Consider the following 11,836-nt stretch of genomic DNA (forward strand, 5'->3'; position numbering starts at 1 on the left):
AAGTTCAGTGCCGCGCCAGACGCGGGCGGCGCGAGTGTACCCGAGCCGACCGCCCTGCCGGCGGCGCCCTCAGCCGCGCGGATGGTGCTGGCTGTGCAGGCGCTTCAGGCCTTCACGCGCGACAAAGGTGTAGATCTGCGTGGTCGACAGGCTGCTGTGGCCCAGCAGCATCTGCAGGGCGCGCAGATCGGCGCCGTGATTCAGCAGATGGGTGGCGAACGCGTGCCGCAGGGTGTGCGGGCTGACGCGCTCGCCCGGAATGCCGGCGCGCAGTGCCAACTGCTTCACGCCGTGCCAGAACATCTGCCGGCTCATGCCCTCGCCCAGCCGCGACAGGAACAGGGCCAGCGGCTGGCGGCCGCGCGCCAGCAGCGGGCGGGACTCGTCCAGATAGCGCTGCAGCCAGTGCTGGGCCTCCTCGCCCATCGGCAGCAGGCGCTCCTTGCTGCCCTTGCCCATCACCCGCAGCACGCCCTGGCGCAGGTTGACCGCTGCCGCCGGCAGCTCGACCAGCTCGGACACGCGCAGGCCGGTGCCGTACATCAGCTCCAGCATCGCCCGGTCGCGCAGGCCCAGCGGCGTGTCGAGCTCGGGCGCACCCAGCAGGGCCTCGACCTCGGCCTCGGTCAGCGCCTTGGGCAGGGGCCGCCCCAGCTTGGGGCTCTCGATCAGGGCCAGCGGATCGCTGGCAATGCGGTTCAGGCGCAGGGCCTGGGCGTAGAAGCGGCGCAGGCTGGATAGAAGTCGCGCGCCGCTGCGCGGGCTGTAGGCCTGGGCGCTGCGCCAAGCCAGATAGGCGTAGACCTCGCTGCGCCCGACCTCGAACAGGCCGGGGCCGTGATCCACCAGCCAGCGGGCAAAGCCTTCAAGGTCGCGCCGGTAGCTGTCCTGGGTGTTGCGCGACAGCCCGTCCTCGGCCCAGGCGCGCTCGATGAAGGCCTCGATCAGGCGCTGGTCGGCCTCGCGAGCGGGCGGCAGGGCGAGCGTGCGCTCACGACGCTCGGCGGCCGAGGCGGGTTTGGGTCGGGGCGTGGGCGTCGACGACATGGGCATGCGCGCAAGCTTAGGGCAACACTGATCAAGCCCCGCCTGGGCTTGATCAGTGGTCGCGAGTCCGGCACATGTCCGGACTCGCTCGGCCACTACGCGGCGACGCCTTCGCTTCGCTGGGTCACGCTGGATCAAGCACGTGCGTGCTCGATCCGCGGGCGCGCCTTCCTTGGCGCGCGGCAACGCTGGATTCTTCAGCGCTTCCTTGGCGAGTCGGCCCGGTATCCTTGCTGCCCATGAGCACCGCCCCTGCCCGCCTCGAAGTCGAAGCCGCCACCCTGTGGCCGCGCCTGTTCGCCCTGGTCTACGACTTTTTCCCGGTGCTGGGCATCTGGTTCGCCGTGGCGGTGCTGAGCTACGCCGCAAACGGCGGCGAGCCGGTCACCCCCGGCAGCCTGGGCGCCTGGCTGGAGTTCGTCGCCCTGGTCGGCGCGACCTTTCTATACGCGGGGCTGTCCTGGCGCTTCGGCGGGCAGACGCTGGGGATGCGCGCCTGGCGCCTGCGCGCCGTGGATGCCCAAGGCAACCCCCCAGGCTGGCCCGCCATCGCACTGCGCTTCGGCGTCGGCGCGGTATCCCTCGCTGCCGCGGGCTTCGGCTTCGCCTGGGTGCTGATCGACCGCGAACGCCGCAGCTGGCACGAGTTGGCCTCCGGCACCCTGACCGTGCGCCTGCCCAAGCGCTGAACCCGGCTGTCAGGCTTTTCCTGACTGCAGAGCGTGCCCGCGTTGACTTAACGCGAGCCGCAACGCGCCTACACTCGGCGGACTCAAGCCACCCGCGGCAATGACGCCGCAGGATCGCCATGCAGATCAACGCCAAACCCACCTTCGCCGCGCAGACCACCCGCGCGCTCGACCTCGACACCCAGTCGCGCGCCAGCCAGCGTCTGGACGCGGGCCAAGCCCTGAATCCGACCGGCTCGGCCGCCAGCCAGCCGGCGCCGAACCTCGGGCTGCAGGTCGACCAGCGTATCCAGCCCGGACAGGACACCTTCGCGCTGGGCGCCGAGTTCCTGGCGCGCCCCCGTCCTCTGAGCGGAAGCACCGAGCTGGCCCGCGCCGCGCAGAGCAGTGATGCGGCATCGGCCCAGAGCCTGGAGGCCGCCCGCAGCGATACCGCGCAGCGCATCGGCGAAAGCGCCGGCCGCCTGCGCGAGCAGGCGCAGAGTTCGGGCGCACAGATGCTGAGCGCACAGGCCAACGTGCAGCCGGCGACGGTGCTGGCGCTGATGCGCTGAAGCGCGGCGCGGCTTGAGTCCACAGGCAAACACCACGGGCCCTGCGGGGCCCGTGGGCGTTTCGGGATGTCCGGAACGACCTGCCCCGGACCCGCTGTCAGGACCGCCCTGACACGTTGGGCGCGAAACGTGGCCCTAAAGATTCCGACCGCGCGGACGTTAAATGACTCAGCAGGCGCCGGGGCCTCGGCAACAGGCCATCCCCCTGCGGAATCCAGGCCCACCGGGCCAACGGAACCCGAACCCCGAGGAGAGTCATCATGCAAGTCATCAACACCAACGTCGCCTCGCTGAACGCACAGCGCAACCTGTCGACCTCCGGCTCCCAGCTGGCCACCAGCCTGCAGCGCCTGAGCTCGGGCCTGCGCATCAACAGCGCCAAGGACGACGCCGCCGGCCTCGCCATCTCCGAGCGCTTCACCAGCCAGATCCGCGGCGTCAATCAGGCCGCCCGCAACGCCAATGACGGCATCTCGCTGGCGCAGACCGCCGAAGGCGCGCTGGCCGAGGTTGGCAACAACCTGCAGCGCATCCGCGAGCTGGCCGTTCAGGCCTCGAACGGCACCAACAATCAGACCGACCGCGACGCCCTGAACGCTGAAGTCACCCAGCTGAAGGCCGAGATCCAGCGCGTCGCCGAGCAGACCAGCTTCAACGGCACCAAGCTGCTGGACGGCTCGTTCACTGCGGTGGCCTTCCAGGTCGGCGCGAACGCTGGCGAGACGATCAGCATCTCCAGCATCGCCAACGCCCAGGTGGGCGCCATCGGCGGCACCTTCACCCGCGTCACCGGCAGCTTCAATGCGACCGCCCTGACCGGCTTTGCCACCCCGATCGCAGCGGGCGGCCTGGTGCTGAATGGCACCGACGTCGGTGCGATCGGAGCTGCAGCCAACGCCCAGGAGCGTGCGGGCCAGCTGGTGGAAGCCATCAATCGCGTGTCGGCCCAGTCGGGCGTGGGCGCGTCCTACGATGCGACCACCGGCGACATCACCCTGGTCAGCAATGCCCTGGTGACGGTCACGGGCACGACCAACGACGCCACCATTGCCGGTATCGCCAACGCCTTCACCGGCACGGCATCAACCAGCACCGGCATCACTTCGGTCAACGTGTCGAGCTTCACCGACGCCCAGCTGGCGATCGGCCAGATCGACAACGCCCTGACGGCGGTCAACTCCTCGCGCGCTGAGCTCGGTGCGATCCAGAACCGCTTCAGCTCGGTGGTGACCAACCTGCAGACGAGCTCCGAGAACCTGTCGGCCTCGCGCTCGCGCATCCGTGACGCCGACTACGCCAAGGAAACCGCCGAGCTGACCCGCGGCCAGATCCTGCAGCAGGCCGGCACCGCGATGCTGGCCCAGGCCAACCAGCTGCCGCAGAACGTCCTGAGCCTGCTGCGTTAAGGCAGGATTCCGGGCTCCACCGGGGGGCAGGGTCGCACCCTGCCCCCTTCGGTCCGAGGTGAGCCATGAACACCATCAATCCACTGCTGAGCACCTACGGCCCGGCCGCTGCCCCACGCAGCAGCGGGGCTTCGTCGCTTTCCGGGCCGCCGCAGCCCGCCGCCCCCAGCGCGCCGGCAGCCAGCGCCACCGGATCGTCGGCGCAGGCATTGCAGGGCGGCACCGCCGCGCCCGCACAGGCGGCAGCGCAGGAGCGCGAGCCGGCAGGGCGGCGCGAGTCCAGCGAAGAACTGCAGCGCCAGCTCGACGAGGTGATGAAGGATGTGCCGACCTCGCTGCGCTTCCGCGTCGACGACGACTCCAACCGCGTGGTGGTGAGCATCGTCGACCAGGAATCCGGCGACGTGATCCAGCAGATCCCGTCGGAGGTTTCGCTGCGCATCGCCCAGCGCATGGCCGAGCTCGGCTCGGGCATGATCAACGAAAGCGCCTAGCGCGAAGGAGTAGGGCAGCCATGTCCAGCATCGGTGGCGTCGGTTCGGGCCTCGACATCCAGGGCCTGGTCAGCCAGCTCGTGGCGGCGGAGCGCGCGCCGCAGGCGCAGCGCCTGTCGCGGATCGAGTCGAGCGCCCGGGCGCAGCTGAGCTCGCTGGGCAATATCAGCAGCGTGCTGGCCCAGCTCAAGACCGCAGCCAGCGCCTTCAGCACGGCCAGCGGCTTCGGCGCGCGCACCGTCAGCCTCAGCAATGCGAATTACCTCAGCGCGACGGCCGGCCCACAGGCCCAGCAGGGCAGCTACGACATCGAAGTCGTCAGCCTGGCCCGCGCCGGCAAGCTGAGTTCGACGGCGCAGGCCACAGCAGGCACCTCGCTGGGCAGCGGCAGCCTGACGCTCAACGTCGGCAGCGCAAACTTCACGGTCAATGCCAGCGGCGGCGCGATCACCCTTGAAGGCCTGCGCGACGCCATCAACAACGCCAGCGACAACGCCGGCGTGTCGGCCAGCCTGGTCACCACCGACGACGGCGTGCGCCTGGTGCTGACCGGCCGCGAGACCGGCGCAGCCAAAGCCGTGTCGATCAGCGGCACGGGCGATCTTGATGCCTTCGCCACGGCGTTCACCGTCAACGCGGCGGCCGCCGATGCGCAGGTGCGCGTCGACGGCAACCTGGCTTCGTCCAACAGCAACACCTTCGCCTCGGTGATTCCGGGCGTGAGCTTCACCGCGACCAAGTCCGAGACCGATCCGGCCACGACCCGCACCACGCTCACCGTGGGCCGCGACGACGGCGCGGCGCGCAAGCAGGCCGAGGCTTTCGTCACCGCCGTGAACAGCGTGATGAGCACGGTCAAGGTCGCCACCCTGGCCAATCCGCAGACCGGCGTGACCTCGCCGCTGACCGGCGATGCGCTGCCGCGCTCCCTGGTCAGCCAGCTGCGCAATGCCATCGGCGCCAGCGTGCCCGGCCAGCCGGTCGGCTTCGAATCGCTGAACTCGGTGGGCATCACCTTCCAGGCCGACGGCAGCCTGAAGCTGGATGCCGCGCGATTCGATGCCGCGATGAACGCCAACCCGCAGGCCGTGGCCAAGCTGTTCAGCGGCGATGGCAGCACAGGCAAGCGCGTCGCCGATCTGGTCGACAGCTTCACCGGCACCAACGGCGTCATCACCAGCCGCAACAAAGCGATCAATGATCGCCTGAATGACGTGACCCGCCAGCGCGAGGCCCTGGACGTCCGCATGGAGCGCGTACAGAAAACCTACCTGGCACAGTTCACGGCGATGGAAAAGATCGTCGCGCAGCTGCAGGGCACCAGCAGCTTCCTGGCCAACCAGCTCAGCCAGCTGCCGTCTGCCGCCCGCTAAACCACGAGGACATCCCCATGCACGGCGCACAGGCCTATCTGAAGCAGTACCGCAGCACCGGCCTCGAAGGTTCGGTGATCGACGCCAGCCCTCACAAACTGATCGGTTTGCTGCTCAGCGGCGCCCGCGAACGCATCGCGCTGGCCCTGGCCGCGATGAGCGAGGGCCGCATCGCCGCCAAGGGCGAGGCGATCAGCCGCGCCTGCGCGATCATCGACAGCCTGCGCGGCTCGCTCGACCACAGTGCGGGCGGAGACGTGGCCGCCAGCCTTGATGCGCTCTACGATTACGCCACCCGCCGCCTGGTCGAGGGCAATGCCGCCAACGACCCCGGCGCGTTCAGCGAAGTGGACGGCCTTCTGGCGGAAGTCCAGGCCGCCTGGGCGGCGATCCCGCCCGAGCTGCAGCAGAAGGCCGGCTGACGCCGAGCCTTCGCTGGCGTCGAAGCCTGCCGCCCCGGCACGCACCCCGGAGACGCCCCATGCGCGAGATCCTCGAACGCTTCGAAGCCTTGGCACAGCGCCTGGAGCACGGCGATATCGAGGGCGCCGAAGCCGCCCTGGCCGAGCACGATCGTGCAGTGCGCGCCGCCTTCGCCAGCCCCGAGCCCATCGACGAAACGGCGGCGCGCCGCCTGCTCGCGCGGCAGCACCAGGTGCATTCGCTGCTGCTGTCGGTGCGCGACCGCTTGGGCGAACAGCTGGGCGAGCAGCGTCGCCACCACAGCGCGCTGCATCACTACCTGCAGGACCAGGGCGAATGAGCCCGGACGAGGCCGAGCTGCAGCTGTTTGGACAGGCGCTGGTCTGTCGCGACGAGCTGGCCTGCACCCTGACGCCAGGCCCCGAGACCGTGGCGGAGATCCAGCGCCACCAGGCCATGGCCGAACGCCTGCTGCGCAGCGCCACCCTGGCAGAGACCGCCACCCCCGAGGACCCGGAGCACGCGCCGCAGGATGCTGCCCTGCTGCGGATCGAAGCCAAAGTCGACCTCGCCCTGGAGCTGCTCGGCCGGATGCTGGCCGCTGAACAACCGCAGTCGCCGCCGCGGCCGGTACGCTGGTCACGGCTGGGCGCGCAGATCAGCGTGGCTCAGGCCCGCGTCGTCGGCAGCCGCCATCTGCTCAGCCTGCAGCTGCCGACCGGACTGAGCCTGCCCCTGCGCCTGCCGGTGCAGGTGCTGGCCGGTGTCGAAGGCGCCGATGGCCAGCACGAACTGTGGCTCGCGTTCCCGCCTGATACCTGTGGCCTCGAGGCCGCGCTCGAGCGCTTCCTGTTCCGCCAGCATCGCCGGCAGATCGCAGCCAGCCGGCGTGGCGCCTGATTGCCCTCTGCGGTTCGGCCCCTTCGATTGGGTCAGGCTTGCGGGTGATGCAGGGCGGCCAGCCTTGCGCGTGGCGAGTATCCGGCGGATGCGCTGCGCTTATCCGCCCTACGACCTCGATCGACGCCTTGCACCCAGCGAAGCCGCAGCGCGCCGTCCGCGTAGGGTACGTAAGCACAGCGCATGTGCCAGCACCCGGCCCCAGGCTTCGAAAGCGCCAGATCCGGCGCATCCCTCGCCATCGCTGGCGGATGCGCTGCGCTTGTCCGCCCTACGACTACATCGCGCCCTGCACCCGTCTCCGCGGCGATTCCTCGGAACCCGCGCAACGCGAAGTCCATCCAGCGCGATCCGCGAACCAACGCACGCTTTCGCTGTCCGGCGCACTGCGCTAAGTTTCCCCCAACCGCTCCCGCCCCCTTGGACCTGCGCATGCGCGTACTGCTCGCCGACGACCACACCCTGGTGCGCGCCGGCATCCGCCGTCTGCTGGAGTCGCAGCCCGACATCGAGGTCGTGGCCGAAGCGCAGGACGGCCAGGAGGCGCTCGACCTCACCGCCATCCACCGACCGGACATCGCCCTGATCGACCTTGCCATGCCGGGCCGCAACGGCCTCGACGTGCTGATCGACATGCGCCGCCTGTTTCCCGACACGGCCATCGTGATGATGTCCATGCACGCCGATCCCGCCTATGTGCGCACCGCGCTTGAGCGCGGCGCGCTCGGCTTCGTGGTCAAGGAAGCCGCGCCGGCCGAATTGGAGATCGCCCTGCGTGCTGCCCTGCGCGGCGATACCTTCCTCAGCCCGAAGATCTCCTCGCGCATGCTCGGCAACAGCCACCAGCGCGTGCCCGGCGCGCAGGACCTGGAATCGCTGCCGCCGCGGCAGCGCGAGATCCTTCGCCTGCTTGCGCAGGGCAAGGTCACCAAGGAGATCGCCGCCCTGCTCGGCATCAGCGTGAAGACCGTCGAAACGCATCGTGCGCGGATGATGGAGACGCTGGGAATCCGGCGCTCCAGTGAGCTGCTGCGCTTCGCGGTGCAGCGCGCGCTCGACGCCTGATGTCGGTCCGCCGGCGCGGGCTCGCCCATCCGACCCCGACTGGCCCATTGCTGCCCGGATGTTCCGTCAAAACTCCCCCGATGCCGCGGAATCCGACGACGGGATTCCGTTTTTGTGGGGGATTTCCCTACCTGTGTAGGGCTCACCCTGATTAAGTTTCCGACGTTCCGCGCCGAGAATGTTCAGTACGTTCCCGTTGGTCGGGCGCCGCTACACCTTCGAGGGGTTCCCATGAAACAGGGCATGCGCCAGCAGCTCAGCCAGACGCTCAGCCTGACGCCGCAGCTGCTGCAGTCGATCCGCCTGCTGCACCTGAATGCGATCGAGCTGGAGGCCGAGGTCAATCGCGCCCTCGACGAGAACCCTCTGCTGGAAACCGACGTCGACGACGAAGCCGCGGAGGACGCCGCCGAGGCCGCCCAGGTCGAGTTGGAAGACGCGCTCGATGGCCCACGCGAAGACCTGCCCAGCGACTTCATCGAGGCAGGGCTGAGCCGGGTCAACGGCAGCGGCAACGACGATGACGACCCGCTGGCGCGCTGCATGGCGCGGGAAACCGGCGGCGTGCGCCAGCGCCTGCTGGAGCAGCTCAGTCTGGAGCTGCACACCCCCGAGGAACTGGAAGCGGCCGCCTGGCTGATCGACCAGGTCGACGACGCCGGCTATCTCGAACTGCCCCTGCAGGACCTTGCCGCCGCCGCGCGCGCGCGCGGCATCGACCCGCTGCGGCTGGCCGGCATCCGCCAGCGCCTGCTGCGGCTGGAGCCCGCCGGCTATGGTGCGGTCGACCTGCGCGAGTGCCTGCTGGTGCAGCTGGAGCAGCGGGACCATGACGAGCCCGGCCACGGCCTGGCCCTGCGCATCGTCTCCGAGCACCTGCAGCTGATGGCCGAGCACGACCACAACGCCATCGCCGACGCGCTGGACGTCAGCGCCGACGAGGTCATCTGCGCCGAGCGCCTGATCATGGCGCTGGACCCCAAGCCCGGCAGCCAGACGCAGCCCGAGCCGCAGCAGTACGTCGTCCCCGACGTCATCGTGCGCAAGGGGCGCAACGGCAACTGGGTGGTCAGCCTGAACCCGCTGACCGCCCCCAAGGTGCGCATCAGTCCGGTCTGCGAGGCCCTGCTGGAAAGCGCCTCGCAGGACGACGCCGGCGCGAAGAAGATGCGCGAGCTGCTGCAGGACGCGCGCTGGCTGACCCGCGGCCTGTCGATGCGCTACGACACCCTGCTGAAGACCACCCAGGCGATCGTCGAGCGCCAGCTCAACTTCTTCGATCGCGGCGAGGAGGGCATGGGCCCCTTGACCCTGCGCGAAGTCGCAGACGCCATCGGCATGCACGAGTCCTCGATCTCGCGCATCACCACCGGCAAATACGTGCAGACCCCGCGCGGCACCTTCGAGCTCAAGTACTTCTTCGCCGTGCGTCTGGAAGGCGCCTCGGTCGCCGGCGTCGCCGTGCGCGCCATGGTCAAGCGCCTGATCGAGGCGGAGAACCCCTCGGCACCGCTGGCGGATGACACCATCGTCAGCCTGCTGGCCCGGCAGGGCGTCAGCATCGCCCGCCGCACGGTCGCCAAATACCGCGAAATGCTCGGCATCGGCGCCGCCAAGGAGCGCCGGCTGCAGGCCATGGGCGATCATCGTGCGCCCCGCGTCCCCCACCTTACGAGAACCGCCCAATGAATCGCCTTACCGTCCTGCTGGTCGATGATCACGATGGCTTCCTCAACGCGGCGATGCGGCACTTCCGCAACGTCGGTTGGCTGGAGGTGGTCGGCCGCGCGATGAACGGGCTGGAGGCGATCTCGCAGACCGAGCAGCTAAAGCCTGCGGTGGTGCTGATGGACCTCGCCATGCCCGAGATGGGCGGCCTGCAGGCCACGCGCCTGATCAAGGCGCAGACCGCCCCGCCCTACATCGTGATCGCCAGCCACTTCGACGACGCCGAACACCGCGAGCACGCCGCCCGCGCCGGCGCCGACGCCTTCATCAGCAAGCTCAACTACGTCCAGGAGGTCATGCCGATCCTGGCGCGGCTTGCCGGGGAGCGAGGCCATGTCTGAGTCACGCGTGCTGGTGATCGATGCCGACCGCGGCCGCGGCGAGCGCATCGGCACCATCCTCGATTTCATGGATCTGACCCCGCGCGTCGTCACCGACGCCGACGAGCTGCACCTGTCGCGGCACGACCCGCAGGACTGGCTGGCCGTCGTGCTCGGCGAGGTCACCGACGTCAAGAGCTGGAAAGCCTTTCTCGACTGGCTGAAGCGCGACCCGCTGCATCCGCCGATCCTTGCGCTGCCCGAGCATCACCTCGACGGTCCGCAGGCCTTCGGCCTGCACGACGCCAACTTCTGGCCGCTCGACTACCCGATCAAGCAGCCACAGCTGGTCGAGCACCTGCGTCGCGCCTCCATCAAGAAAATGGAGGACATCGCCGACGCCGGCGTGCCGCGCGGCGGCCCCACCGGCAGCAGCGCCTCGGTGCAGAAGCTGCGGCGGATGGTCGAGCAGGTGGCGAGCTTCGATACCACCGTGCTGATCCTCGGCGAATCCGGCACCGGCAAGGAGGTCTGCGCCCGTGCCATCTACGAGCGCTCGGCCCGCCGCAACGGCCCCTTCGTGGCGGTCAACTGCGGGGCGATTCCGGCCGAGCTGCTCGAAAGCGAGCTGTTCGGCCACGAGAAGGGTTCGTTCACCGGTGCGATCACCGCGCGCAAGGGCCGTTTCGAGCTGGCAGAGGGCGGCACCCTGTTCCTCGATGAAATCGGCGACATGAGCATGCCGATGCAGGTCAAGCTGCTGCGCGTGCTGCAGGAGCGCAGCTTCGAGCGTGTCGGCGGCAGCGACACCATCCGCTGCAACGTGCGCGTCATCGCCGCCACCCACCGCAACCTCGAAGAAGCCATCGTCAAGGGCAGCTTCCGCGAGGACCTGTTCTACCGGCTCAACGTCTTCCCGATCGAGATGCCGTCCCTGCGCGACCGCCGCGAGGACCTGCCCGAGTTGGTCGCCGCGCTGACCAAGCAGCTGGAGAAATCCGGCCGCGGCAGCGTGCGGCTGTCGCCCGAGGCCCTGCAGGTGCTGCAGGCCTATCCCTGGCCCGGCAACGTGCGCGAACTATCCAACCTGATCGAACGCCTGGCCGTGCTGCATCCCGGCGGCCTGGTGCGCGCCCGTGACCTGCCGGCGCGCTACCGCGACGGCGTCGAGCTGCCGGAAGAGAACGAGCTCGACGCGGCCATCGCCAACGAAAGTCCCAGCTCGGTCGACACCCTGCCCGCCGAGGGCATCGACCTGAAGGACCACATCGCGCGCATCGAGATGAGCCTGATCCGCGCGGCACTGGAGCGCGCCGACGGCGTGGTCGCACACGCCGCCCAGCTGCTCGGCCTGCGCCGCACCACCCTGGTCGAGAAGCTGCGCAAGTACGGCCTCGGTCGCGACGGCGACTTGAATTTGACGCCAGATTCCTGACAACCCTGCGGCACAGCTCTTGCCTCGATCGGCCTGAATCCCGTCAGGACGGTCCAGGCCCTCCATGAGCGACGCCAGCATCAACGCCATCCTCTCGCAGATCCGCAGTCTGCAGGGGCAGCTGCAGACCCAGCGGCCCAACCCGGTCGAGACGCCCGCGCCCGCAGCCGCCGAGGGCGGTTTCGGCAACACGCTGAAGCGCGCGGTCGGCCAGGTCAACGCCGAGCAGAACGAATCGGCGGCGCTGGCGAAGGCCTTCGAGATGGGCGATCCCAACGTCGACCTGGTGCGGGTGATGCTTGCCTCGCAGCAGTCCTCGGTCAGCTTCCGCGCCACCGTCGAGGTGCGCAACCGGCTGGTCCAGGCCTACCAGGACGTCATGAACATGCCGCTGTAAGCACG

General features: G+C 69.4%; 14 protein-coding genes. 13 read left to right on the top strand and 1 reads right to left on the bottom strand.

The annotated features are described in order from the left end of the window. Positions 1-69 precede the first annotated feature (69 nt). On the bottom strand, positions 70-1,047 hold the full coding sequence (xerD, locus tag Q0654_RS18150; RefSeq protein WP_298856413.1) for a site-specific tyrosine recombinase XerD: 978 nt from the start codon (positions 1,045-1,047) through the stop codon (positions 70-72). A gap of 239 nt (positions 1,048-1,286) precedes the next feature. Here xerD and Q0654_RS18155 point away from each other — a divergent pair, with 239 nt between their 5' ends. The 13 genes from Q0654_RS18155 to fliE all read left to right on the top strand — a co-directional run bounded on the left by Q0654_RS18155 (position 1,287) and on the right by fliE (position 11,831). Beyond that, on the top strand, positions 1,287-1,736 hold the full coding sequence (locus tag Q0654_RS18155; protein ID WP_298856385.1) for an RDD family protein: 450 nt from the start codon (positions 1,287-1,289) through the stop codon (positions 1,734-1,736). Positions 1,737-1,855: 119 nt separating this feature from the next. Next, positions 1,856-2,290: a hypothetical protein gene (locus tag Q0654_RS18160; RefSeq protein WP_298856386.1), complete on the top strand. Its 435-nt coding sequence runs from the start codon at positions 1,856-1,858 to the stop codon at positions 2,288-2,290. Between the two features lie 257 nt (positions 2,291-2,547). Further along, positions 2,548-3,696 carry a flagellin gene (locus tag Q0654_RS18165; RefSeq protein WP_298856414.1) on the top strand — a complete coding sequence of 383 codons (1,149 nt, stop codon included), beginning with the start codon at positions 2,548-2,550 and terminating at the stop codon, positions 3,694-3,696. Positions 3,697-3,761: 65 nt separating this feature from the next. Further along, entirely contained in the window at positions 3,762-4,190 is a 429-nt protein-coding gene (locus Q0654_RS18170) for a flagellar protein FlaG (RefSeq protein ID WP_298856387.1), read from the top strand. 20 nt (positions 4,191-4,210) lie between these two features. Further along, the gene (fliD, locus tag Q0654_RS18175) at positions 4,211-5,563 is read left to right on the top strand and encodes a flagellar filament capping protein FliD (RefSeq protein ID WP_298856388.1); all 1,353 of its coding nucleotides are present in this window, start codon (positions 4,211-4,213) and stop codon (positions 5,561-5,563) included. Between the two features lie 17 nt (positions 5,564-5,580). Further along, a complete protein-coding gene (fliS, locus tag Q0654_RS18180) occupies positions 5,581-5,985 on the top strand; it encodes a flagellar export chaperone FliS (RefSeq protein ID WP_298856389.1) in 405 nt (134 codons plus the stop codon). 59 nt (positions 5,986-6,044) lie between these two features. Next, entirely contained in the window at positions 6,045-6,326 is a 282-nt protein-coding gene (locus Q0654_RS18185; protein ID WP_298856390.1) for a hypothetical protein, read from the top strand. Continuing rightward, the gene (locus Q0654_RS18190; protein WP_298856391.1) at positions 6,323-6,886 is read left to right on the top strand and encodes a PilZ domain-containing protein; all 564 of its coding nucleotides are present in this window, start codon (positions 6,323-6,325) and stop codon (positions 6,884-6,886) included. Before Q0654_RS18185 ends, Q0654_RS18190 begins: the two co-directional genes overlap by 4 nt. Before the next feature lie 432 nt (positions 6,887-7,318). Beyond that, a complete protein-coding gene (locus Q0654_RS18195) occupies positions 7,319-7,951 on the top strand; it encodes a response regulator transcription factor (RefSeq protein WP_298856392.1) in 633 nt (210 codons plus the stop codon). A 231-nt stretch (positions 7,952-8,182) separates the two neighbouring features. Then, the gene (rpoN, locus tag Q0654_RS18200; RefSeq protein WP_298856393.1) at positions 8,183-9,640 is read left to right on the top strand and encodes an RNA polymerase factor sigma-54; all 1,458 of its coding nucleotides are present in this window, start codon (positions 8,183-8,185) and stop codon (positions 9,638-9,640) included. Next, positions 9,637-10,020 (top strand): response regulator transcription factor, encoded by a 384-nt coding sequence (locus tag Q0654_RS18205; protein ID WP_298856394.1) that lies wholly within the window; start codon positions 9,637-9,639, stop codon positions 10,018-10,020. Before rpoN ends, Q0654_RS18205 begins: the two co-directional genes overlap by 4 nt. Then, a complete protein-coding gene (locus tag Q0654_RS18210; RefSeq protein WP_298856395.1) occupies positions 10,013-11,434 on the top strand; it encodes a sigma-54 dependent transcriptional regulator in 1,422 nt (473 codons plus the stop codon). The genes Q0654_RS18205 and Q0654_RS18210 overlap by 8 nt, the downstream gene beginning before the upstream one ends. Positions 11,435-11,498: 64 nt before the next feature. Then, positions 11,499-11,831, top strand: a complete 333-nt coding sequence (gene fliE, locus Q0654_RS18215) for a flagellar hook-basal body complex protein FliE (protein ID WP_298856396.1) — start codon at positions 11,499-11,501, stop codon at positions 11,829-11,831. Positions 11,832-11,836: the final 5 nt, after the last annotated feature.

Origin of the sequence: uncultured Aquimonas sp. (genome assembly GCF_937888285.1) — a bacterium.
In the GTDB taxonomy this organism is placed as follows: Bacteria; Pseudomonadota; Gammaproteobacteria; order Xanthomonadales; family Xanthomonadaceae; genus Aquimonas.